Genomic DNA, 23,077 nt, shown 5'->3' on the forward strand with positions numbered 1-23,077 from the left:
GCGGCCGCTCAGGCCGAGGGGGCGCTCGCTCGGAGCCGTCCACCGCTGTCCCCGAGGGTGCACCGCTGTCCCCGTGCGATCACCGCCGCCTCGGACCGGAACCGTAGGGGGCGTCCCGACTCGCAGCGGCAGGTTGCCATCGCGCTCTCCCGTCGATGCACCTCCGGGGGTGCGCCACCGCAGCGGGATCCCGGGCCGATCGCACTGCCGGGGCCCCAGTCGGAGATGCTCCGCCCCGCCTGATCGTCGATCTCTCCCCGACCCGCTCCCGCCTCCGCTCTCGAGCCGTTCCCCCACGCAGCCCGGCCGGTCCTGCTCCCGGCCCGCACCACGAGCCGCCCCGTCTCCGCCTCCCCCGCCCGGGAACGGCGAACGGCCGCCCCCGCCGCTCCGGGAGGAGCAGGGGGACGGCCGTTCGCGGCGGTCGCGGAGGACTACTCCGCGGCGCCCGCCTCACGCTGCGCCAGGGCGCGGCGTCGGAGGCCGGTGATCACAGCACCTGCACCGAGGAGGGCGAGGGCGGCGGCTCCGAGGAGACCGCCGTCGAAGCCCGTCGACGGGAGGCCGCCGGCGCCGTGGCCGGGCGCCCCCGGTCCGGCGGTCGGCGTGGAGGTGGGCTCCCCCGGTCCGGCGGTGGGGCCGGCCGTCGGCGTCGCGGTCGGCTCCGGGGTGCCCGTGGGCTCCGGAGTCGCGGTCGGCGTCGGGGTGGGGGTGACCGCCTCGGTGACGTCGACGCTCACGAGCGTCGCGAGTCCCGAGTCGGTGTAGGCGACACGGCCGAGGTAGCGGGCCGGGCCCGCCAGGTTCGACCAGGAGACCGCGTACGCGATCGGCTCGCCCTGCACGGCGTCGACCACGGCGGGGTCGGTGCTCAGCGAGCCGAGACCGTTCTCCGGAGTGATGACGAAGCTGCGGAAGTCGAACGTGACGGTCGAGGATCCCGGAGCGGTCGAGTAGACATCGGCCTGGACCGTGTACTCGCCCGGAGCGGGGTCGGCGATGTCGACGCGCTCGTCGGCCGAGCCGGTCGCCGAGGTGAAGACCTTGTCGGTGCTCTCGCTGGTGACGGTGAGGTCGAGGTCGGCCGCGTCGTCGAGCGAGTCGAGATCGAAGCGGGCGAACTCGGCGCCCTCCGGCACCACGACGGTGGTCGTCAGCGACTTCCCCGTGGGGAGCGTCGCCGAGTGGCCGTCGGCGGCGGTGGCGTCCTCGGCGAGGACACCCTCGGCGAGACCGCTCGCGGTGAGCGGCAGCGCGCCGGTGATGCCGGGCGTGACCGTCACCGTGCCGGTGCCGGTCGAGCCGGTTCCGGAGACCTCGTAGGGCGCGTCCAGCAGGACGGGGCGCACCGCGATCGGGCTGCGGACGTCGTGCTCCGCGCTCGCCCAGGTCAGGTAGCCGGTGGCGAACTGGTTGAGCGCCGCCGAGCCGGTGGTGAAGGAGACCGTGTACTCCGCCGTCTGGCCCGCACCCGTGAAGGAGAGGGTCGAGGGCGAGACGACGGTGTCGATCCCGGCGAGGCCGTCGACCGAGGCGGTGTAGGTGCCCGCGCCGGTCGAGGTGACCGTGCGGGTCACGGTCTGCGTGCCCGCGAGGGCGCCGATCGCGATCGAGGCCTGGTTGAGGTCGGACGGGTCGATCGCGGCGATCGGGTCGATCACCGGGTTCGAGGTGAAGACGTAGCCCGCACCCTTGAGGAACGCGATCCAGTCCTCCGTGCCGCTCTGGTAGAGCAGTCCGGGGTCGAGGAACGCGGCCGGGTCGACGTGTCCGGCGCCCTGGGCGAAGACGTCCTCGGACGCGGCGCCCGACTGGTCGACGCCGTCGTAGGCGGAGGTCATCATGGCCGACTTCACCGCGGACGGCGAGGCCTTCGGGGTCGCGCCGAGGATCAGCGCGCCGAGGCCCGCCACGTGCGGCGACGACATCGAGGTGCCGGACTCGAACGCGAAGGCGGGGTCGTCGCCCTCGGCGTTGAAGCTGTCGGCGAGGATCGCGACGCCGGGCGCCGTGAGGTCGGGCTTCAGCACGTCGGCGCCGTCCGCCTCAGCGGGTCCGCGCGACGAGAAGCCGGCGACCTGCGGGACGGGGATGGAGGCTCCGGACGAGTTGCCCTCGGAGAGGGTCACGGTCGCACCGGCGGTACCGGCGTAGGTCGTGATCGCCTGATAGGCCTGCGAGTCGATCTGGATGCTCGGGACCGAGTGGTCGTCGACGTGCAGGGCATTCGGGGTCGGGTTGAGCAGCAGCATGCCGATGCCGCCGGCCCGCTCGACCTCGGCCGACTTGGAGACGCGCGCGGTGACGCCCGCGGTGCAGGCGACGATCGTGCCCTTCACCTTGTCGGGGTCGAGGGTGCCGGTCTCGCAGATGGCGGGGTTCTCGGCGCCCGAGCGGACGACGTCGGCGCTGTTCACCAGCGGTCCGGTGACGTCCTCGTGGACCGAGATGGATCCTCCGACGAACTTCTGGCCGTCGCCGAGAGCGGCGGTCGCGGTGTAGGTCGGGATGGAGGACGCGGCGACCGTGGTGTACCAGGGCGACGCGTGGTCGAGCGTGGAGGCGCCCGCACCCGAGTTGCCGGCCGAGGCCGCGACGAAGACGCCCGCGGCGGCGGCGTTGAGGAACGCCTCGTCGATCGCGGTCAGGGTCGAGGTGGCCGAGCCGCCGCCGATCGAGAAGTTGATGACGTCGACGCCGTCCTTGGTCGCGGCGTCGATGGCCGCGAGGATGCCCGCTCCGGAGCAGAAGTCGTCGTCGTCGGTGCCCTCGTCGGGTCCGTTCCAGCAGACCTTGTACGCGGCGACCTTGGCGGCCGGGGCGACTCCGGAGATCTTCCCGTAGTCGTATCCGTCGACGCTCGCCTCGACGCCGTTGTTGCCGGCTGCCGTGCTCGCGGTGTGCGAGCCGTGTCCGTCGGCGTCGCGCGGGGAGCGGTACTCGGGGTTGTCCGTCGAGCCGACCTCCTCGTCCGCGAGGAACCAGCGTGCGCCGATGAGCTTCTGGTTGCACTCGTCGCCGTCCCACTGCTCGGAGGCGGGGAGCCCCGGCGAGCAGGAGCCGACGAAGGTGCCGCCGTCCGACTTCACGAAGGAGGTGGTGGTGCCGTCCGTGTAGGGGGCCGCTCCGGGCGAGGTCGCCAGGGGCGCGCCTGCGAAGGAGGGGTTCTCGGGCGCGATGCCGGAGTCGATGACGCCGACGACGACGCCCTCGCCCGCCTTGTCGATGCCGCCCAGCTTCTGCCAGACGCCGTTCTCGCCCTCGAGGCCGAGGAAGTCGGTGGAGCGCTGCTGTCCGGTGTCGGGCACCGGGGTACCGGCGGCGGCCGCGGCGAGCGGTGAGGCCTGCGCGGCGCGGTCGACCTTCAAATTCTCGACCTTGCGGACCTGGGCGACGTCGCGGCGGCTCGCGAGCTCGCCCGCCTGCTCGCCCGAGAGGGTCGCGGAGAAGCCGTTGAGGGCGACGGTGTAGTGGTAGCCGATGGCGGCGTCGACCGCGGAGGCGACGTCCTCCTGGCGCTGCTCGAGGTGGGCGGAGTAGTCCTCCACCGGAGCCGAGGCGGCCTGCAGCTGCGCACCGTCGACGGGCGCGGTGCGGGCGAAACGGGCATCGCTGCCCTGGTAGGTGGCCGCGGAGGGCTCGACGAGGGTGACGACGTAGTCGCCGTCGTCGAAGCTCTGGCCGACGGAGAGCCCGCCGACGAGCGAGGCACTGCCGGCGAGAGGGGCGGCACTGGCGCCGGTGGTGGCGAAGGCCGCGGTCGCGGCGACTCCGAGGACGGCGAGGCCCGCGAGGATGCGCCTCTCAGCGCGGCGGACGGGTGGTCGGTGGGACAGGTGGATCGGCAATCGATGTCCTTACTCACATTCGCTGGGAACCGGATCGGTTTCCACACAGAAACGACCCTACGAACTCGATTGCCCAGCTTTGTTACGAACGGGTAACGAAGTTGACGCCGAAAGAGGCCGATCCGTTGGCACTCTCCCTCCGCGAGTGCTAATTTATTCGCATTGAGCCGGGTCGGCTCAACTCTTGGAACTCTTCGTTGCACGACTGAATGGAGTGATCTCATGGCTGTCACCTACGACCCCGTCCGCGAGCTGGACCGCCTCGCCACCGCCCTCCTCGGCTCCGGCCAGGGGCCCCGCCGGATGCCGATCGACCTGTACCGGGACGGCGACCACTACGTCCTCACCGCCGACCTCCCCGGCATCGACCCCGGGTCCGTCGACGTCGACGTCGACGGGCAGCTCCTCACCATCCGCGCCCAGCGCACCGTCGCGGGCGGCGACGACGTCACCTGGATCACCCGGGAGCGCCAGTCGGCGACCTTCGTCCGCCAGCTGAGCCTCGGCCAGGGTGTCGACACCGAGCGCATCGCCGCGTCCTACGACAACGGCGTGCTCTCGGTGACCATCCCGGTCAGCGAGAAGGCGCGTCCCCGCCGCATCGAGGTCGTCTCGACCGCCCGCCCCGAGCAGGTGCGGATCGGCGAGGCGGCCGCCGAGTAGGACGACGAGCGAGGGCCCGTCCGCGATCGTGCGGGCGGGCCCTCCGCGTGTCCGCACGCCCTACGCTGGCCGGATGCGCGCCTCCTCCTCCGACACCGCTGTCGGCGTCCTGCTCCCCCGCGATCTCCCCGCCTCCGAGGTGCTCGTCTACGCCCGCCGCGCCGAGGAGCTCGGCTTCGACGAGCTCTGGGTGGTCGAGGACCTCGGCTTCCGCGGCGGCATCGCCCAGGCCGGCGCGGTGCTCGCCGCCACCGAGCGGATCGTCGTCGGCATCGGCATCCTGCCCGCCGCCGTGCGCACGGCGGCCTTCACCGCGATGGAGCTCGGCACTCTCGCCGAACTGTTCCCCGGCCGCGTCCACGCCGGCATCGGGCACGGGATGCCGCACTGGCTGCGCGGCCTCGGCGTCTGGCCGCGCAGCCCGCTCACCCTGCTCGAGGAGCAGTTCGACGCGATCCGCTCGCTGCTCTCCGGCGAGCGCACCGACCGCTCCGGCCGCTACGTGCACGTGGACGGCCTCGTCCTGGAGTCGCCGCCCGCCGTCGTGCCGCCGCTGCTGGCCGGCGTCCGCGGACCGAAGTCGCTGGCGCTCGCGGGCCGGATCGCCGACGGGGTCGTCCTGGCCGAGCCCGTCACTCCGGAGTACCTCGCGGCGGCCCGCGGCCACCTGGGCGGCACCGGACGGATCGTCGCCTACAACGTGGCCGCCGTGGACGACGACGCGGCCGCCGCGCGCGACGCGGTCCGGCCGGGACTCGAGTGGATCGGCGAGCCGGACTGGGCGCCGCACATCGAGCCGCTCCCCTTCGCCGAGGACTTCGCCCGCCTGCGGGCCGAGAGCGCCGACCGCGCCGCCTTCGTCCGCGACCTGCCCGACGCCTGGGTCGACCAGCTGGCCGTCGTGGGCATTCCCGAGGACGCTCGTCGCCGCATCGGCCTGCTGCACGAGGCCGGTGCGTCGAGCGTCGTGCTGATGCCGTCGGGGCCCGATCCGCTCCACGCGATGGAGGAGCTCGCCCGGGCGCTCTGAGGCGCTCGGCCCGGGCGCGTCCCACCGGGCCCGGAGACGCGTCCGGCCCGCAGGATCCGAGGATCGTGCGGGCCGGACGCGTCTGCTGAAGCCGGTGATCAGGCCGACATGCGGGCCTTCAGGTTCTCGTCGAGGGTCGCGAGGAACTCCTCGGTCGTCTGCCAGCCCTGCTCGGGGCCGACGAGCAGGGCGAGGTCCTTCGTCATCTTCCCGGACTCGACCGTCTTGATGACCACGTCCTCCAGGGTGAGCGAGAAGTCGATGAGCTCCTGGTTGCCGTCGAGCTTGCCGCGGTGCGCGAGGCCGCGCGTCCAGGCGTAGATCGAGGCGATCGGGTTCGTCGAGGTGGGCTTGCCGGCCTGGTGCTGGCGGTAGTGGCGCGTGACGGTGCCGTGCGCCGCCTCCGCCTCGACGACGCTGCCGTCGGGCGTGGAGAGCACGGAGGTCATCAGGCCCAGCGAGCCGAAGCCCTGCGCGACGGTGTCGGACTGGACGTCGCCGTCGTAGTTCTTGCAGGCCCAGACGTAGCCGCCCTCCCACTTCATGGCCGAGGCGACCATGTCGTCGATGAGGCGGTGCTCGTAGGTGAGGCCCGCGGCGTCGAAGCGCTCCTTGAACTCGGTCTCGAAGATCTCCTCGAAGATGTCCTTGAAGCGGCCGTCGTAGGCCTTGAGGATCGTGTTCTTGGTGGAGAGGTAGACCGGGTAATTGCGCGAGAGGCCGTAGTTCAGCGACGAGCGGGCGAAGTCGCGGATCGACGCGTCCTGGTTGTACTGGACCTGCGCGATGCCGTCGTCCGGGGCCTTGTAGACCTCGAACCTCATCGGCTCGGAGCCGTCCTCGGGCGTGAACTCGACGGTCAGCGTGCCCTTGCCCTTGAAGACGAAGTCGGTGGCGCGGTACTGGTCGCCGAACGCGTGGCGGCCGATGATGATCGGCTTGTTCCAGCCGGGGACCAGGCGCGGGATGTTCGAGATGATGATGGGCTCGCGGAAGATCACGCCGCCGAGGATGTTGCGGATCGTGCCGTTGGGCGACTTCCACATCTTCTTGAGGCCGAACTCCTCGACGCGGGCCTCGTCGGGGGTGATGGTCGCGCACTTCACGCCGACGCCGTGCTTCTGGATGGCGTGCGCCGCGTCGATCGTGACCTGGTCGTCCGTCTCGTCGCGGTACTCGATGCCGAGGTCGTAGTACTCGAGGTTCACGTCGAGGTACGGGTGGATGAGGGTGTCCTTGATCTTCTGCCAGATGATGCGCGTCATCTCGTCGCCGTCGAGCTCGACGACCGTTCCCTCAACCTTGATCTTGGACATTGCTCTCCCATGGTGTCGATGACCCCGCACCTGTGCGGGACGGGCGGCTCTGCACCGCTCCGGATGGCCTCCGCCAGCCTACCCGAGGCCCGAACTGTCTCGATGTCGAGACAGTTCTCGATCGTCCGCGCCGGGGCCGGCGCACGTCGCCCGACAGGAGGATGCCCGCCGTCCTGCGCCGCCGGTACAGTGACGGCATGAGTGACCTCCGCCTGGAAGAGCTGTCCGCCTCGAACATCTCCGCCGTGAACGGTCTGAGCCTCAAACCCGGCCAGGAGCAGTTCATCGCGCCGGTCTCCTACTCCGCCGCCGCCGCGGTGATCGACCCGGGCGCCTCCTGGCAGCGGGCCGTGATGGACGGCGACGAGCTGGTCGGCTTCATCCACGCGCACTTCGACCCGGAGGCGGCGGAGGAGTTCCGCAGCTGCATCTGGCGCATCAACATCGACGCGGCGAAGCAGGGCCGCGGCGTGGGCACCTTCGCCGTCCGCGCCACCGCCGACGAGGCCCGCGCCCGCGGCTTCGACACCCTCACGGTGATCTGGGAGTCCGGCGAGGACGGCCCGGAGCAGTTCTTCCGCTGGATCGGCTTCGAGGTCGTCGGCGAGACGCAGTACGGCGAGAACATCGGGGCGCTGACGCTCTGAGCGCGGCGCCGGAGGCAGCGGAGCCGGCCGACTTCGTCTCCGCCGTCCTCGAGGTGGTCGCCTCGATCCCGCCCGGACGCGTGATGGCCTACGGCGAGATCGCCGCGGTCCTCGGCACTCGTGCGGCACGCGCGGTCGGCACGGTGATGGCCCGCTACGGCTCCGACACCGCCTGGTGGCGCGTCGTCCGCGCGGGAGGAGCGCCCCCGGTCGGCCACGAGGAGCGCGCCCGCCGGGAGTACGAGCGCGAGGGCACGCCCCTCGTCGTCACGCCGGGCGGCTGGCGCGTCGACGTGCGCAGCGCACGCTGGCGCCCCTGAGCCGGGATCGGCTCAAGTGCGTTAGTCGCGAGCGGCAGCCGCTCAGACGAGCGAGTCCCGCCAGGCCGCGTGCAGGGTGGCGAAGCGGCCCTCGCCGGCGATGAGCGCCTCCGGAGTGCCGTCCTCGACGATGCGGCCGTGCTCCATCACCAGCACCCGGTCGGCGATCGCGACCGTCGAGAGGCGATGCGCGATGATGACCGCCGTGCGGTCCGCCAGGAGCGTCTGCAGGCCCTGCTGCACCAGGCGCTCGCTCGGGATGTCGAGGGAGGAGGTCGCCTCGTCCAGGATCAGCACCGCCGGGTCGGCCAGGAACGCGCGGGCGAACGAGATCAGCTGGCGCTGACCGGCCGAGACGCGGCCGCCGCGCTTGTTCACATCGGTGTCGTAGCCGTCCGGAAGCGCCTGGATGAACTCGTGCGCGCCGACCGCCTGCGCGGCCCGGACGATCTCGTCGTAGGACGCGGTCGGCCGCCCGATCGCGATGTTGTCGGCGACGGATCCGGAGAAGAGGTACGCCTCCTGGGTGACCATCACGATCGCGCGCCGCAGGTCCTTCGGGTGCAGCTGCCGCAGGTCCACGCCGTCGAGGGTCACCACGCCGTCGCTCGGGTCGTAGAAGCGCGAGATCAGCTTGGCGAGCGTCGTCTTGCCGGCGCCCGTGGACCCGACGAGGGCGATGGTCTGCCCGGCGGGGATGTCGAGGTCGAAGCGCGGCAGCACCTCGCGGTCGGCGGTGTAGGCGAAGCGGACGCCCTCGAAGCCGAGGCGGCCCCGCGCCTGCCGCAGGTCGACCGGGCGGGCCGGATCCGGGACGCTCGGCTCCTCGGCCAGCACGCCCGAGATCTTCTCGAGCGCGGCGGCCGCCGACTGGTAGGAGTTGTAGAACATCGCCATCTCCTGCACCGGGTCGAAGAAGCGCCGCGTGTAGAGCAGGACCGCCAGCAGCGCGCCGATCTCGAGCCCGCCGTCGAGCACGCGGACGCCGCCGATGAACAGCACCACGGCGACGGTGACGTTGCCGATCAGCACGAGCCCGGGGTCGAAGGTGCCGAACACTCCGAAGACGCGCTTGTAGGCGAGCCGGTACTGCTCGACGACCCCGCCGAACACGGACTCGTTGCGCTTCTGCGTGCGGAAGGTCTGCACGGCGCGGATGCCGGTCATCGACTCCACGAACTGCACGATCAGCCGCGACGAGGCGACGCGGGTGCCGCGGAACAGCGCCTGCGACCGCTTCTGGAACCAGCGGGTGAGCAGCGCGAGCGGCACCAGGGCGCAGGCGAGCACGATGCCGCTCACGCCGTCCAGGGAGACCAGGGCGATCGCGACGAAGCCCATGTAGAGCGCACCCTGCACCAGCTGGTTGATGCCGGAGTCGAGCAGCTCGCGGATGGAGTCGAGGTCGCTGGTCTGGCGCGAGATGATCCGGCCGGAGGTGTAATTCTCGTGGAACTCCAGGCTCAGCTTCTGGGTGTGCAGGAAGACCCGCTTGCGCAGGTCGATCAGGATCGCCTGGCTCACCCGCGCGGAGAGCACGGTGTACCAGGCGACCAGGAGCGCGCCGACGAGTCCGGTGAGGATGTAGGCGCCGACCGTGACCGCCAGCGGGACCGCGTTCCCCGCGAGGACCGCGGGCAGGCCGTTGTCGATGCCCGCCGCGATCAGCGCCGGTCCCGCGACCTGGGCAGCGGTCGCGACGACGACCACGACCGCGGTGAGCACCAGCCGCAGCCGGAGCGGCCGCAGCAGGGAGCCGAGCAGCCGCAGCGAGCGCCGGCGCAGAGCCGCCGACTCCGCTCTGCTGAGGTCGTCGCGCTCCTCGGAGGAACCGAGCGTGCTCATGATCGCGTCTCCTGGTGGGTCGTCGTGGGGCGGGAGCCGATGCGCTCGGTCCCGGCGGGCCGGGTCAGCTCGTCCTCCTCGAGGCTCGAGATGACGAAGCGGTAGTGCGGGCTGCTCGCGAGCAGCTCGCTGTGGGTGCCGACCGCGGTGATGCGGCCCTCCTCCATCAGTGCCACGCGATCGGCGAGCGCCACCGTCGAGGGGCGGTGGGCGACGATGATCGCCGTGGTGTCGCCGAGCACGCGGCGCAGCCCCGCCTCGACGCGCGCCTCCGTGTCGACGTCGAGCGCCGAGAGCGGGTCGTCGAGGACGAGCACCGCCGGACGCGCGGCCACCGCGCGGGCGAGGGCCAGGCGCTGGCGCTGGCCGCCGGAGAGGCTCATCCCCTCCTCGCCCACCTTCGTGTCCAGGCCCTCGGGGAGGCGGTGGACGAAGTCGGCCTGCGCGATCTCGAGGGCCTCGAGCAGCTCCTCCTCGGTCGCGTCGGGTCGGCCGAGGAGGACGTTCTCGCGCACGCTGGTGGAGAAGAGCGTCGCGTCCTCGAACGCCATGCCGATGTGCGTGCGCAGCTCGTCGCGGCGGAGCCGGCGGATGTCGACGCCGTCGAGCTCGATGGCTCCGCCGGTCACGTCGTAGAGGCGCGGGAGCAGCGCGGTGAGCGTCGTCTTCCCGGAGCCGGTGATGCCGACCAGTGCCATCGTCTCGCCCGGCTCGACCTCGAGGTCGACGCCGTCGAGGAGGTCGCGGTAGCGCTCGGGGGCGTCCTGGTAGCGGAAGTGGACGTCGCGGAAGCGGACCCGACCGCGCGGCTCGAGGATCGTCCCGGGGTCCGCCGGGTCGGTGATGGTGTTCCGGCTGTCCATCACCTCGAAGTAGCGGTCGACCGCCGTGCGGGTGTCGAAGGTCATCGAGAGGAGGAAGCCGATCGACTCCACCGGCCAGCGCAGCACGGTCGCGGTGGCGAAGAAGGCGAACAGCTCGCCGACGCTCAGCTGGCCGGCCGCGGCGAGCCAGACCCCGCCGAGCAGGCAGAGCGCGAACGCGATGTCCGGCACCAGCAGCAGGACGAGCCAGATCCCGGCGATGGCGCGGGCCTTGTCGATCTCGGTGCCGCGGAGCTTCTCGGCCTGGCCGGCGAAGTTCTCCAGCGCGTGCTGGTGGCGGCCGAAGGCCTTGAGGACGCGGATGCCGTGCACCGACTGCTCGACGGTCGTGGCGAGGTCGCCCGCCTGGTCCTGGCTGCGGCGCGCGATGCTCGAGTAGCGCTTCTCGAACGCGAACCCGTAGATCCAGACCGGGATCGAGCACACGACGAAGAGCACGCCGAGGATCGGGTTCCAGTAGACGAGGACGCCGAAGCCGACGACGATCGTCAGCGCGTTGACCACGAGCAGGACGAAGCCGAAGGCTATCCAGCGGCGGATGAGGCTGAGGTCGCTCATCGCCCGCGACAGGAGCTGCCCGCTCTGCCAGCGGTCGTGGAACGAGACGGGGAGGTCCTGCAGGCGGCTGTAGAGCGCCGAGCGCATGCGCGCCTCGATCCGCGTGCTGGGGGTGAGGACCATCCGGCGGCGTAGCGCGATGGCACCGGCCTCGACGACGCCGAGCACGAGGATGACGGCGACCGGGCCGATCAGCGGCCCGAGGTCGCCGGAGCCGGCGGAGGCCGCTCCGTCCCCCAGCGGCCCGTCGACGAGCTGCTGCAGGACGATCGGGATGACCAGCGACACCAGGCTCGCCACGAGCGCGACCGCGATGCCGCCGACCAGCCGGGGCAGGGAGTCGCCGACGAAGGGGACGAGGCGCAGCAGGGTCTGCAGCGTGCTCGGGCGCTTCTGCGCGGGAGCGCCGGGAGACGGGAGGGCGGGAGCGGACACGGCGGAGGGCTTTCGCGACGAGGGCGGGGCCTCCCCTGCCGGGTGGGCGGGGAGGCGGGAGGTGCCACCGGGCCGGAGAGCTCCGGGCAGCCTTGAAGGCTATACCCGGGCTATGTGCTCCGTCCAGCGGCCGCCGCGATCCGGCGGTTCCCCCCGCCTCCGCCGTCAGCGGACGCGGACCGAGAGGCAGGTGACACAGCCCTCGAGCTTCTCGAACTCCGAGACGTCCACGGTGAGGACGCGGTAGCCCAGGCTCCGCAGCAGCTCGGCGCTCCGGGGAGCGGAGGCTGCCATCAGGAGGGTGTCGTCGTCGAGGACGACCACGTGGGCGCCCGGCTCCTCGGGCATCGGCAGGAAGGAGGGGAACAGGCGCGGCTCGTCGACGACCGGCTCCCAGCCGATGACCGTGCCGTCGGGCAGCGCGGTCACGGCGCTCTTGAGGTGCAGCACCTTCGTCAGCGGGACCGCGACGACGTCGTACCCGCGGGGGCGGAGGATCGCGCGCAGCTGGGCGACCCCCGCCGCGTCGGTCCGGCCTCCGCGGCCGACGTAGACCGTCGATCCCACCTTGAGGACGTCGCCGCCGTCGAGCGTGCCCGGCTCCTCGATGCGGTCGACCGTCAGGCCGAGGGCGCGGACGGCCTCCTCGGCGCCCGCCGTCTCTCCGCGGCGGGACTCCGCTCCGGACCGGGCGATCACGGCGTGGTCGCCGAAGACGACGACCGCGTCCTCGAGGAAGACGGAGTCGGCGAGTCCGGGCGCCGGTGCGGCCTCGACCGTCTCCCAGCCGGCCCGCTCGAGCAGGTCGACGTACGCCTCCCACTGCTGCTGGGCGCGCTGCTGGTCGACGGGGACGCGCTCGAGGTGGGTGAGCTCGCCCGCCGAGAGGTCGGCGGCCGGGGCCCGGACGATCGCGATGCGGCGGTCGGTGACGACGGCGGCCGGAGCGCCCGTGGTGCGGAGGCGGTTCCAGATTGTGTGGCCGACGCTCGCCGCCGAGACGGTGAACGCGAGCAGGAAGACGAGGTTGAGTCCGGCGAAGGTCTGGAAGATGGAGGCCCAGACGGCGCCCGTGACGGCCTCGCCGGTGGCGCTGGCTTGGACGAGCGTGCCGAACACGGCTCCGACCACACCCGCGACGAGTCCCGCGAGGGCGGCGCTCCAGGTGCGTCCGAGCGTCCCCGCGACGGCGAGGACGAGGACGACCACGAAGCCGAGCACGCTCGAGAGCAGGAAGTAGGCGTTGACCTGCGGGATGGAGCCGGGCTGCAGCTGGTTGCCGATGAAGAAGGCCAGCAGGTTGGCGAGGTGCGCCACGAGCGCGGTCGCCGCGGCGGCGAGCAGCGCGACGAGGATCCGGCGGCCCGTTCCGGGCGCGCGGCCCCGGTTCGGGGCGGTCGTGGTCGCTGCGGTCGGGGTGTCGGGAGTGGACGCGGGCGTCGAGTCGGAAGGCACCCGGCGACCCTACGCGCCCCCGCCCCCGCCTCGCCTGTCGATCCCCTAGCAGCCCCCTAAGAGCCGCCCACCGCAAAGCAGAGCGGTTTCAGCGGCGTCCCGTGCCCAGCGATTCCCGCGATCCACGACGCCCCCGCTCCCTGTAACGCCTCACATCGCGAAGCCGACCGCGCCCCGCCGCGCGAGCAGCGGCCGGGAAGACGCCCGCCGCAAGGCAGAGCCGACTCAGCGGGAATCGCGTGCGAAGCGATTCCCGCGACCGGCGACGCGACCCGCTCCACGGAACGCTCCGTGTCGCGAAGCCGACCGCGCCCCGCAGGATGCGGCCGGGAAACCGCCCACCGCAAGGCAGAGCCGGTTCAGCGGGAATCGCGTGCCAAGCGATTCCCGCGACCGGCGACGCACCCCGCTCTACGGAACGCACCCCGTCGCGAAGCCGACCGCGCCCCGCCGCGCAGGGAGCGGCGGGGAAGACGAACACGCCAAGGCAGAGCCGGTTCAGCGGGAATCGCGTGCCAAGCGATTCCCGCGACCGGCGACGCACCCCGCTCCACGGAACGCACCCCGTCGCCGAGCCGACCGCGCCCCGCCGCGCAAGGAGCGGCGGGGAAGACAAGCACCTGAGTGACGGGCGCGGAGCGCCCGTCACTCAGTGGAAGAAGTGCCGCTCCCCCGTCGTGTACATCGTGACGCCGGCGCGGGCGGCCGCGTCGATGACCTCGGCGTCGCGGACGGAGCCGCCGGGCTGGACGACGGCCCTCACGCCGGCGGCGAGGAGCACCTCGAGGCCGTCGGCGAAGGGGAAGAACGCGTCGGAGGCGGCGACGGAGCCGGGGGCGCGGTCGCCGGCGCGGGTGACGGCGAGGTGGCAGGAGTCGACGCGGTTGACCTGGCCCATGCCGACGCCGACGGAGGCGCCGCCCTTGGCGAGGAGGATCGCGTTCGACTTGACGGCGCGGCAGGCCTTCCACGCGAACTCGAGGTCGAGCATCGTGTCTGCGTCGGCGGGCTCGCCGGCGACGAGCTGCCAGCCGGAGCTGACCTCGCCGGGGCCGCCGATGAAGCGGTCCGGCTCCTGCAGCAGCAGGCCGCCGGAGATCTGCTTGAACTCGTGCTCGACGGGGGCGTAGAAGTCGGGGAGCTGCAGCAGGCGCAGGTTCTTCTTGGTCTTCAGCACCTCGAGCGCCTCGGGCTCGAAGCCGGGGGCGACGAGCACCTCGGTGAAGATCTCCTTCACCGTCTCGGCCATGGCGAGGGTGACGGGCCGGTTCGCGGCGATGACGCCGCCGAAGGCCGACACCGGGTCGCACTCGTGGGCGCGGCGGTGAGCGGAGGCGATGGGGTCGATCGCCTTCGAGCTCGCGATCGCGATGCCGCACGGGTTCGCGTGCTTGATGATCGCGACGGCGGGCAGTACGAAGTCGTACGCCGCGCGGACGGCCGCGTCGGCGTCGACGTAGTTGTTGTAGGACATCTCCTTGCCGTGCAGCTGCGTCGCCTGCGCGATGCCGGTGCCGTCGGGCGAGACGTAGAGGGCCGCCTTCTGGTGCGAGTTCTCGCCGTAGCGGAGGACCTGCTGCAGGGTCCCGCGGATCTCGACCGAGCCCTCGACGCCCTCGGCCGCCTCCTGCCCGGCGAACCAGGCGGCGACGGCGGAGTCGTAGGAGGCGGTGTGCGCGAAGGCGCGGGCCGCCAGGGTGCGGCGCGCGGCGAGCGTCGTGCCGCCGTCGGCGAGGGCGGTCTCGATCCCGGAGTAGTCGGCCGGGTCGACGACGATCGCGACGTTCGCGTGGTTCTTCGCGGAGGCGCGGACGAGGGCCGGGCCCCCGATGTCGATGTTCTCGACCACGGTCGCCGCGTCGGCGCCGCCGGCGACGGTCTCGCGGAACGGGTACAGGTTCACCACGACCAGCTCGAACGCGGCGATGTCGAGCTGCTCCAGCTGCTCGCGGTGCGAGGCGAGCCTCAGGTCGGCGAGGATGCCCGCGTGCACGGCCGGGTGCAGCGTCTTCACGCGGCCGTCGAGCGACTCCGGGAACCCGGTGACGGCCGAGACGTCGGTGACCTCGTGGCCGGCGCCGCGGAGGGTCGCTGCGGTCGAGCCGGTGGAGACGAGCTCGACGCCGGCCGCGGCGAGCGCCGCTCCGAGCTCGAGCAGGCCGGTCTTGTCGCTGACCGAGATCAGCGCCCGGCGGACGGGGACCCGGTCGCGGTCGTCGTAGCTGCTGGGGTCGTGGGCGGTGATGCTCATGCGCGGGCGAGCTCCTCGAGGTCGACGGTTCCGTGGGCGATGTCGAGCACCGTCTGCACCAGCAGGCGACGCTCGATGGTCTTGATGCGCTCGTGCAGCGCGTCCTCGCTCTCGTCGGGGAGCACGGCGAGGCTCTCCTGGGCGATGACGGGGCCCGTGTCGACGCCGGTGTCGATCACGTGCACGGTGACGCCGGTCTCGGTCGCGCCGGCGGCGAGGGCGTCGCGGACGGCGTGGGCGCCGGGGAAGAGGGGCAGCAGGGCGGGATGCGTGTTGATCATCCGCGGGCTGAGCGCGTCCACCACCACGGGCGGCAGGATGCGCATGAAGCCCGCGCAGACGACGAGGTCGGGCTCCCACTCCTGGATGCGCCCGAGCAGGGCGGCGCCCCACTCGTCGCGGGAGGAGAAGTCGCGCGGCGCGACCGTGAAGGCGGGGACTCCGCGCTCCTCGGCGTGGCGGAAGCCCTCGGCGTCGGTGTCGCTGCCGACCGCGACGATGCGGGCGGGGAAGCCCTCGTCGCCGGTGGCGTCCAGCAGGGCGCGGAGGTTCGATCCGCCGCCGGAGAGGAGCACGACCAACTTCAGCACTGCGCAAGTCTAGGGGGACGCCTCCGCCGGCGTCAGCCGCGCCGGCTGCGGCCCGCGGCGAGGCCCAGGCCCGCGGCCAGCGCGAGCTCGAGGGCGGCGACCGCCCCGACGACGAGCGGGTCCGGGCCCACCTGGGCGAGCCGCCCGGGCCCGGCGGCGCCCGCCGAGAACCAGGCGAGGAGCCCGAGCAGCAGGCCGCCGACCACGCCGATCCCGCCGGCCGCGGCCGCGCCCCAGCGCAGAAGCGAGCGTCCGTCGAGCGCCTCGATCACGCCGCGCCGCAGCCGCCATCCCGCGGCGAACCCGGCGAGCAGCGGCACGAGCAGCCCGAGGAATCCGAAGGCCGAGTCCCCTGCGGGCAGTGCGGCGAGGACCGGGATCGACGGGATCGGTCCGAGCAGCGTCCCGGCCGCGCTCACGGAGGAGCCGGTGCCGAGGGCGAAGCCCGGGCCGATCAGCCAGCTCGCCGCCCAGATCACCAGGTTCGGGAGGAACGCCAGCTGCCCGAGAGTGAGGGCCAGGCCGCCGAGCGCCTCGGCGCCCAGGCTCTCGTAGAGCGCGACGACCGAGGTGTAGTGCACGACCAGCAGCACGGCGACGAGCACCGCCGCGACGCCGACCACGCCCGCCGCGGCGAGCGCTCCCCCGCGCAGCGACGCGAGGACGAGCCCGGGCCCCGGCGCGGGGACGCGGTCGAGCGCGGAGGCGGCCAGCTCGCCGAGGGGGTCGGCCTCGTCGCTGCGGGCGGAGTGGAGCGCTGCTCCGACGAGCACCCCCAGCGCGAAGACGAGCGGCGGCAGCAGCGTCCCCTGCAGGGGATCGACGGTGGCGGCCGGGTCCGCGGATCCGAGCGAGACCAGGAGCGCGATCGCCAGGTAGGTCGCGATCGCGACGAGGACGCCGATGGCCCGGAACGGCGACTCCTGGGCGCGGCGGCCGGTGCGCGCGCCGAGCAGCACGGTGAGGAGTGCGAACGCCAACGGAGCGATCGTCACCGGGAAGGCGTCCGCGCCTCCGGGCAGCGCCACGGCGAGGGCGGAGTCGGGGGCCAGCGCCGCCTGCAGGTCGGCCCCGTGGCCGAGCAGCCAGGCGTCGGCGGCGACCCGCCAGAACACGCCGAAGTCGACCGTCGTGTCGTACTGCACGGCCCAGAGGACGGTCAGCGGGACGAGCGGGATCGCGATCCCGATCAGCGCCGACAGCGCGGCGTCGAAGGCGGCGAGGAGGGCGACGGTGATCCGGTTCATGGGCCTGACGAGCCTAGCGGCGGCGCGCTCGGAGGCGGGTCAGGGGCGCGCCGCCCGGCCCTCTAGTGTCGGAGCCACGACGGGGACCTCGGACGCACGGACGGAGCGCGGCCTGGACCGCCTCGTGAACTTCTCCGACGCCGTCGTCGCCATCGCCATCACGTTCCTCGTCCTCCCCCTGGTCGACGTGGTCGAGGAGGGCCGCGCGGCCGATCTGGGGTCCCTCCTCACCGGGCACTACGGCACCCTCTCCGCCTTCTTCATCACGTTCGCCGTGATCGGGCGGCTGTGGGCGGTCCACCACTCCGTCTTCGAGGGCGTGGCCCGGTACTCGCCCGCGCTCGTCGTCGCGAACTTCGTCTGGCTGGCCGCGGTCGTGCTGCTCCCCTTCGCGGCGAACCTGATCTCGAACGTGCTCGACACCGACGGCAGCGTCATCGCGCTCTACATCGGCACGATGATCGCGGCGAGCGCGGCGACCCTCGCGATGCAGCTCATCGTGCGCCGCGACCCGGATCTCCTGGCCCCGGGGGCGGAACCGCGGCGCTCCCTCTCGAGGTCGCTGATCGTGATCAGCGTCCTCCTCGCGGCCCTCGTGCTCGCCGTCGCCGTGCCGGCCGTCAACATGTTCGCGCTCCTGCTGCTCCTGCTCTCGGGTCCGATCGAGCGCCTGGTGCACCGCGGTCGCCCCGGAGGACGAGCGGCCCACCGCCGGACGGAGCGCGGGCTCGACCGGCTCGTCATCTTCTCGGACGCGACCGCCGCCATCGCCATCACCGTCCTCGTCCTGCCGCTGGTGCAGCTGGCTCCCGAGGTCGCCCGGGAGGGCGGCGGAGTCCCGGCGCTGCTCGCGGAGCACCTGGACTCGGTCCTCGCCTTCGCGCTCTCCTTCGCGGTCATCGCCGTCTTCTGGATCCCCCACCACCGCGTCTTCGAGATCGCCGGGGACTACGACGGCGCCCTGGTGTGGCTGGACCTGCTCTGGCTGGCCGCGCTGGCGTTCTTCCCGTTCTCGACGAGCGCGCTGGCGCTGTTCCCGGACTCCCGGGCGACGATCGGGCTCTACATCGGCACGATGGCCGCGATGAGCGGGGCGCTGGTCCTGATCGAGCTGCGCCTCTCCCGGCACCCGGAGCTCAGGCGGCCCGGCGCAGGGCCCCTGCCGCTCGCGCCCGCCCTGCTGCCCTTCGCGCTGCTCCTCGTCGCACTGGCGCTGGCGCTGCTGGTCCCGTCGGTCGGGCTCTGGTGGCTGCTCCTGCTCCTGCTGCAGCGGCCCGTCCGGGCACTGCTCGCGCGGCGCTGATCCTCAAGCGCCGGGCGTCCAGCCCAGCTGCGGGGCGATGCGCTCGGCGACGGCGCGCAGGATGCGCCGGTGCGACTCCACCCCGCCGACCGCCGGGAGCGTCACCGTGAGCGCGTCCGCCTCCGCGAGCGCCGGATCCGCGGCGAGCGACGCGACGATCCGCTCCGGGCTCCCGACGTGGAGGGGGCTGAAGCGCATCGGGGCGGCGATGATCGACCGGTCGGCCGTGCGGGGGCGGCCCTTGTCGTCCATCCGCGCGAGGTAGCCCTCGATGAAGGGGCGGTGCGCCTCCTCGTCGGCGGCGTCGAGCAGCGGCAGCACGATGCGGCCCGCCGTCACCCTGGACGTGCGCCCCGGGTGCGCGGCGGCGAAGGCCTCGCGGTAGGCACGGATCTGCACCGCCTGCTGCTCGGCGAACGGCAGGCCCGTCTCCTCCGTGTTGAGCGTGGACACCTGCAGGTGCATGCCCTGCTCGCCCGCCCGGACCGCGGAGGACACCGTTCCCGCCCCGTACCAGAGCCGGTCGGCGAGGCCGGGCGCGTGCGGCTGCTGAACCAGCGGAGCGCCGACCGGGACCGACATCAGGGCCGACTCCGCGACGCCGAGCACGGCGCCCGAGAGCGCCTCGCGGAGTCGCGCGATGCGCTCCTGCGCCTCCTCGCGGAAGTCGCGCTCGGCCTGCCCGAACACCCCGTCGAAGACGGAGGAGAGATGCGCGAAGCCGCTGCTGACGCCGAGGTCGAGGCGTCCGCCCGAGAGCAGGTCCACGGTCGCGGCGTCCTCGGCGAGGCGCACGGGCGACTCGTAGCGGGCGCCGATGACCGCGGTCCCGAGGCGGAGGCGGCGGGTCCGCTGGGAGGCGGCCGCGAAGAAGGTCATCGGAGACGCGAGGTAGCGCTCGAAGTGCCGCACGCGGACCCAGCCGGTGCCGTAGCCGAGTTCCTCGGCGAGCTCGAGCAGTGCCAGCCCCTCCTCGAGGCTCCGCGCGGCGTCGCCGGGCTGCTCGGGGCCCTCCGGGTACGGCACGAAGGTCAGCAGGTCGAGTCCGAGGCGGCGGGTCACGCTGCGACGCTACTCCGGCCTGACCCGCCCCGACGACGGAACGGACGGCGCCGCCCGCCGGAGCAGGGGCACCGTCCGTTCCGACGGTGGTGCGGGGAGGACGGGCGCTAGAGCGCCGCGTAGACCTCGCGGAGCAGGGCGGCCGTCTCGGACGGCGTCTTGCCGACCTTCACGCCCGCGGCCTCGAGGGCCTCCTTCTTGGCCTGCGCGGTGCCGGCCGAGCCGGAGACGATGGCGCCGGCGTGGCCCATCGTCTTGCCCTCGGGGGCGGTGAAGCCGGCGACGTAGCCGACGACGGGCTTCGTGACGTTCGCCTTGATGAAGTCCGCGGCGCGCTCCTCGGCGTCGCCGCCGATCTCGCCGATCATCACGATCGCCTTCGTCTCGGGGTCGGCCTCGAACGCGGCGAGCGCGTCGATGTGCGTCGTGCCGATGATCGGGTCGCCGCCGATGCCGATCGCGGTCGAGAAGCCCAGGTCGCGCAGCTCGTACATCATCTGGTAGGTCAGGGTGCCCGACTTCGAGACGAGGCCGATCGGGCCCTTGCCGGTGATCGTCGCGGGGGTGATGCCCACGAGCGACTCGCCCGGCGTGATGATGCCGGGGCAGTTGGGGCCGATGATCCGGGTCTTGTTCCCCTTCTCCTGCGCGTACGCCCAGAACTCCGCGGAGTCCTGCACCGGGATGCCCTCGGTGATGACGACGAGGAGGCCGATCTCGGCGTCGATCGCCTCGATGACGGCGTCCTTCGAGAAGGCGGGCGGCACGAACGCGATGGAGACGTCGGCGCCGGTGGCCTCCATCGCCTCCTTCACGGTGCCGAAGACGGGGAGCTCGACGTCGCCGTGGGTGACGGTCGTGCCGGCCTTGCGGGCGTTGACGCCGCCGACCACGTTCGTGCCGGCCTTGAGCATCAGCGCGGTGTGCTTGGTGCCCTCGCCGCCGGTGATGCCCTGGACGATGACCTTGGAGTCCTTGGTGAGGAAGATCGACATGCTTGTTCTCTGATTCCTTGAGTCGTCGGGTCCGTTACGCGGCGGCGAGTTCGGCGGCCTTGTCGGCGCCCTCGTCCATGGTCGCGGCGAGCGTGATGAGCGGGTTGGCGGCGGCCTGGAGGATCGCGCGGCCCTCCTCGACCTTGTTGCCGTCGAGGCGGACGACGAGCGGCTTCGTGGCCGAGTCGCCGAGGATCTCGAGCGCCTGGAGGATGCCGTTGGCGACCGCGTCGCACGCGGTGATGCCTCCGAAGACGTTGACGAAGACGCTCTTGACCTGCTCGTCGCCGAGGATCACGTCGAGGCCGTTCGCCATCACCTGGGCGGAGGCTCCGCCGCCGATGTCGAGGAAGTTGGCCGGCTTCACGCCGTTGTGCCTCTCTCCGGCGTAGGCGACGACGTCGAGGGTCGACATGACCAGGCCCGCGCCGTTGCCGATGATGCCGACCTCGCCGTCGAGCTTCACGTAGTTGAGGTCGTTCTCCTTGGCCTTCGCCTCGAGCGGGTCGGCGGCGTCCTTGTCCTCGAGCGCGGCGTGGTCCGCGTGGCGGAAGCCGGCGTTCTCGTCGAGCGAGACCTTGCCGTCGAGCGCGACGATGTCGCCCTCCTCGGTGAGCACGAGCGGGTTCACCTCGACGAGCGTGGCGTCCTCGCCGGTGTAGACGTCGTACAGCTTCACCAGGACGGGCGCGACCTTGGCGATCAGCTCCTCCGGGAATTTCGCCGCGCGGGCGATCTCCTCGGCCTTGGCCTGATCGATGCCCTGGCCGGGGACGACCTCGACGCGCGCGAGGGCGTCGGGGCGCTCGACGGCGAGCTGCTCGATCTCCATGCCGCCCTCGTAGGAGGTGAGCGAGAGGTAGGAGCGGTTGGCCCGGTCCAGCAGCACCGAGAAGTAGAACTCACGGTCGATGCGCGCACCGCCGGCGACCATGACGCGCTTGACGACGTGGCCCTTGATGTCGAGGCCGAGGATCGACTGCGCCGCGGCGAATGCGTCCTCGGGGGTCTTCGCGACCTTCACGCCGCCCGCCTTGCCGCGGCCGCCGATCTTGACCTGCGCCTTGACGACGGTGACGCCGCCCAGCTTCTCCGCCGCGGCGCGCACCTCCTCCGGCGTGTCGGCGACGATGCCCGGGAGCACGGGGACGCCGTACTTCTCGAACAGATCACGGGCCTGGTATTCGAAGAGATCCACGCTGCATTCCCATTCCGCGCCGAGCGCGCTTGCGTTTCGAGTTCGAGGTGGCCCGGACGACGCCGGAGTCTCGGCACTGTCCCTGGGCCGCGCCGAGTCTACTCCGCACCCGCCGGGGGCTTCCCGTGCGGTCGCTCCGCGCCCGCCGGACGCCCGCCGGGGGCGCCGGCTCCTCCTCCGCCCGCCGCTCCCGCGTAGCGTGGAGCCATGTCGTCGGCCTCCCGCACCCCGGACGTCTTCCGCGAGGGCGTGTTCCTGCTGGCGGGCGCGCGCGCGATCCTCCTCCAGATCGCGCACCCGGCGGTCGGGCAGGGCGTCGCCGACCACTCCGACTTCGTGCACCGGGCCGTGAACCGCCTGCACGGGACGCTCTCCTACCTCTACGTCCTGCACTACGGCACTCCCGAGGACGTGCGCGCCGTCCGCCGCCGCGTGAACAGGGCGCACGTGCCCGTGCGCGGCCCCGGCTACACGGCCTTCGACCCGGAGCTGCAGCGCTGGGTCGCGGCGACGCTCACCCAGTCGATGCTGCAGCTCTACGAGGGCGCCTTCGGTGCGCTGAGCGAGGAGGAGTCGGACGACATCGTGCGCCGCTCCGTCGTCGTCGGCGCGGCCCTGCAGATGCCCGCGGACCTCTGGCCCGACTCCCGCACCGCGTTCGACGCCTACTGGGAGCGGGAGCTGGAGCGCCTGGAGGTCACGCCCGCGGCCCGCCGCGTCGCCCACGACCTGCTGGGCCCGAGCATCGCCGCCTGGTACCTGCGCCCGCTCGGCCCCTACCTCCGCCTGATCACCGCCGGCCTGCTCCCGGCGGCGCTCCGCGAGCCCTTCGGCTTCCACTGGACCGCACGGCAGGAGGCGCGGTTCGAGCGGGCGCTCTCGCGCACCTTCGCCGTCTACCGCCTGGTGCCCGCGATCGTGAGGACGGCTCCCAGCCGCTACTACCTCGCCCGGGTCCGACGCGACGCTCAGAAGCCGGCCACGACCTCCCAGCCCGCGTAGGCGGCGAGCTCCAGCCCGAGCGCCTGCGCGGCCGCGCGCGCCTCGTCGATCCCGCGCTCGTCGCGCACGTCGACGGTGACCGGCACGCTGTCGCCGAACCCCGCGATCTCGACCCGCGCGCTCGTCGGACCGCTGTAGAGCGGGACGTGCGCGTCCGCAGTCCGCGCGCCGACCACTCGCGAGCCGGTCGCCTCCGCGATCACCGCGAGGGCGAACGGAGCCGTCACCACCGCATCCGTGTAGAGCGTCGCCTCGCCGCGCATCGCGCCTCCCGTCGTCCGACCCGCGGAACCGGGCCGCAGCAGTCCGACTGTAGGCAGCCGCCCGCGCCTCCCGCACCCCCTTCCGCTCGGCGCCGGGATGCGCACTCCCCGCCCGTCCGTGCTGAACATCCGGTGCGGATCGCTCGACGCGGCCGCCCGGCGGAT

The 23,077-nt window shown here is 72.8% G+C and carries 18 protein-coding genes; 6 read left to right on the forward strand and 12 right to left on the reverse strand.

The genetic code is table 11. The features are described from left to right. Positions 1-434: 434 nt before the first annotated feature. Positions 435-3,848 carry a S8 family serine peptidase gene (locus C5C37_RS12470; protein WP_104339011.1) on the reverse strand — a complete coding sequence of 1,138 codons (3,414 nt, stop codon included), beginning with the start codon at positions 3,846-3,848 and terminating at the stop codon, positions 435-437. A gap of 222 nt (positions 3,849-4,070) precedes the next feature. Here C5C37_RS12470 and C5C37_RS12475 point away from each other — a divergent pair, with 222 nt between their 5' ends. Continuing rightward, a complete protein-coding gene (locus tag C5C37_RS12475) occupies positions 4,071-4,511 on the forward strand; it encodes an Hsp20/alpha crystallin family protein (RefSeq protein ID WP_104227284.1) in 441 nt (146 codons plus the stop codon). 73 nt (positions 4,512-4,584) lie between these two features. Further along, positions 4,585-5,541 (forward strand): LLM class flavin-dependent oxidoreductase, encoded by a 957-nt coding sequence (locus C5C37_RS12480; protein ID WP_104339012.1) that lies wholly within the window; start codon positions 4,585-4,587, stop codon positions 5,539-5,541. A gap of 98 nt (positions 5,542-5,639) precedes the next feature. Here C5C37_RS12480 and C5C37_RS12485 read toward each other — a convergent pair whose 3' ends face one another. Next, entirely contained in the window at positions 5,640-6,857 is a 1,218-nt protein-coding gene (locus tag C5C37_RS12485; protein ID WP_104224939.1) for an NADP-dependent isocitrate dehydrogenase, read from the reverse strand. 197 nt (positions 6,858-7,054) lie between these two features. Between C5C37_RS12485 and C5C37_RS12490 the strand changes: the two genes are divergently transcribed. Both C5C37_RS12490 and C5C37_RS12495 read left to right on the forward strand, forming a co-directional pair. Continuing rightward, positions 7,055-7,504, forward strand: a complete 450-nt coding sequence (locus C5C37_RS12490) for a GNAT family N-acetyltransferase (protein WP_104224946.1) — start codon at positions 7,055-7,057, stop codon at positions 7,502-7,504. Then, entirely contained in the window at positions 7,501-7,824 is a 324-nt protein-coding gene (locus tag C5C37_RS12495; protein WP_104238475.1) for an MGMT family protein, read from the forward strand. Before C5C37_RS12490 ends, C5C37_RS12495 begins: the two co-directional genes overlap by 4 nt. Positions 7,825-7,866: 42 nt before the next feature. On the opposite strand, the gene C5C37_RS12500 is transcribed toward C5C37_RS12495, so the two are convergent. The 6 genes from C5C37_RS12500 to C5C37_RS12525 form a co-directional block, all read right to left on the reverse strand. Beyond that, positions 7,867-9,669, reverse strand: a complete 1,803-nt coding sequence (locus C5C37_RS12500) for an ABC transporter ATP-binding protein (protein ID WP_104258297.1) — start codon at positions 9,667-9,669, stop codon at positions 7,867-7,869. After that, the gene (locus C5C37_RS12505) at positions 9,666-11,546 is read right to left on the reverse strand and encodes an ABC transporter ATP-binding protein (RefSeq protein ID WP_104339013.1); all 1,881 of its coding nucleotides are present in this window, start codon (positions 11,544-11,546) and stop codon (positions 9,666-9,668) included. Before C5C37_RS12505 ends, C5C37_RS12500 begins: the two co-directional genes overlap by 4 nt. A gap of 165 nt (positions 11,547-11,711) precedes the next feature. Continuing rightward, the gene (gene ddaH / locus C5C37_RS18020; protein ID WP_308471054.1) at positions 11,712-13,001 is read right to left on the reverse strand and encodes a dimethylargininase; all 1,290 of its coding nucleotides are present in this window, start codon (positions 12,999-13,001) and stop codon (positions 11,712-11,714) included. Positions 13,002-13,650: 649 nt separating this feature from the next. After that, the gene (gene purH, locus C5C37_RS12515; RefSeq protein ID WP_104339014.1) at positions 13,651-15,252 is read right to left on the reverse strand and encodes a bifunctional phosphoribosylaminoimidazolecarboxamide formyltransferase/IMP cyclohydrolase; all 1,602 of its coding nucleotides are present in this window, start codon (positions 15,250-15,252) and stop codon (positions 13,651-13,653) included. Then, entirely contained in the window at positions 15,249-15,842 is a 594-nt protein-coding gene (purN, locus tag C5C37_RS12520) for a phosphoribosylglycinamide formyltransferase (protein ID WP_104339015.1), read from the reverse strand. The genes purH and purN overlap by 4 nt, the downstream gene beginning before the upstream one ends. Before the next feature lie 32 nt (positions 15,843-15,874). Continuing rightward, complete coding sequence (locus tag C5C37_RS12525; protein WP_104227293.1) at positions 15,875-17,089, reverse strand: DUF6350 family protein; 1,215 nt, start codon at positions 17,087-17,089, stop codon at positions 15,875-15,877. Positions 17,090-17,213: 124 nt separating this feature from the next. On the opposite strand from C5C37_RS12525, the gene C5C37_RS12530 reads away from it, so the two are divergent. Continuing rightward, a complete protein-coding gene (locus C5C37_RS12530) occupies positions 17,214-18,392 on the forward strand; it encodes a TMEM175 family protein (protein WP_181127417.1) in 1,179 nt (392 codons plus the stop codon). 3 nt (positions 18,393-18,395) lie between these two features. On the opposite strand, the gene C5C37_RS12535 is transcribed toward C5C37_RS12530, so the two are convergent. From C5C37_RS12535 to sucC, 3 genes are all read right to left on the reverse strand, one after another. Beyond that, positions 18,396-19,454, reverse strand: a complete 1,059-nt coding sequence (locus C5C37_RS12535) for an LLM class flavin-dependent oxidoreductase (RefSeq protein WP_104339017.1) — start codon at positions 19,452-19,454, stop codon at positions 18,396-18,398. Between the two features lie 107 nt (positions 19,455-19,561). Beyond that, complete coding sequence (gene sucD / locus C5C37_RS12540; protein ID WP_104224929.1) at positions 19,562-20,449, reverse strand: succinate--CoA ligase subunit alpha; 888 nt, start codon at positions 20,447-20,449, stop codon at positions 19,562-19,564. Between the two features lie 34 nt (positions 20,450-20,483). Next, complete coding sequence (gene sucC, locus C5C37_RS12545; RefSeq protein ID WP_104224928.1) at positions 20,484-21,647, reverse strand: ADP-forming succinate--CoA ligase subunit beta; 1,164 nt, start codon at positions 21,645-21,647, stop codon at positions 20,484-20,486. A gap of 207 nt (positions 21,648-21,854) precedes the next feature. Between sucC and C5C37_RS12550 the strand changes: the two genes are divergently transcribed. Continuing rightward, positions 21,855-22,649, forward strand: coding sequence for an oxygenase MpaB family protein (locus C5C37_RS12550; RefSeq protein WP_104339018.1), 795 nt, complete (start codon positions 21,855-21,857; stop codon positions 22,647-22,649). On the opposite strand, the gene C5C37_RS17745 is transcribed toward C5C37_RS12550, so the two are convergent. After that, positions 22,616-23,077, reverse strand: a 462-nt coding sequence (locus tag C5C37_RS17745) for a hypothetical protein (RefSeq protein ID WP_219814484.1), incomplete at its 5' end; no start/stop codon positions are given. The genes C5C37_RS12550 and C5C37_RS17745 overlap by 34 nt on opposite strands.

The organism is Rathayibacter sp. AY1F9 (assembly GCF_002932155.1).
GTDB lineage: Bacteria > Actinomycetota > Actinomycetes > Actinomycetales > Microbacteriaceae > Rathayibacter.

What these genes read in the sequence shown, in the direction of transcription:
- C5C37_RS12485 (WP_104224939.1), bottom strand. Translation starts at nt 6,857, where the DNA reads ATGTCCAAGATCAAGGTTGAGGGAACGGTCGTCGAGCTCGACGGCGAC.
- C5C37_RS12550 (WP_104339018.1), top strand. Translation starts at nt 21,855, where the DNA reads ATGTCGTCGGCCTCCCGCACCCCGGACGTCTTCCGCGAGGGCGTGTTC.
- C5C37_RS12490 (WP_104224946.1), top strand. Translation starts at nt 7,055, where the DNA reads ATGAGTGACCTCCGCCTGGAAGAGCTGTCCGCCTCGAACATCTCCGCC.
- C5C37_RS12480 (WP_104339012.1), top strand. Translation starts at nt 4,585, where the DNA reads ATGCGCGCCTCCTCCTCCGACACCGCTGTCGGCGTCCTGCTCCCCCGC.
- C5C37_RS12500 (WP_104258297.1), bottom strand. Translation starts at nt 9,669, where the DNA reads ATGAGCACGCTCGGTTCCTCCGAGGAGCGCGACGACCTCAGCAGAGCG.
- sucD (WP_104224929.1), bottom strand. Translation starts at nt 20,449, where the DNA reads ATGTCGATCTTCCTCACCAAGGACTCCAAGGTCATCGTCCAGGGCATC.
- C5C37_RS12475 (WP_104227284.1), top strand. Translation starts at nt 4,071, where the DNA reads ATGGCTGTCACCTACGACCCCGTCCGCGAGCTGGACCGCCTCGCCACC.
- C5C37_RS12525 (WP_104227293.1), bottom strand. Translation starts at nt 17,089, where the DNA reads ATGAACCGGATCACCGTCGCCCTCCTCGCCGCCTTCGACGCCGCGCTG.
- purH (WP_104339014.1), bottom strand. Translation starts at nt 15,252, where the DNA reads ATGAGCATCACCGCCCACGACCCCAGCAGCTACGACGACCGCGACCGG.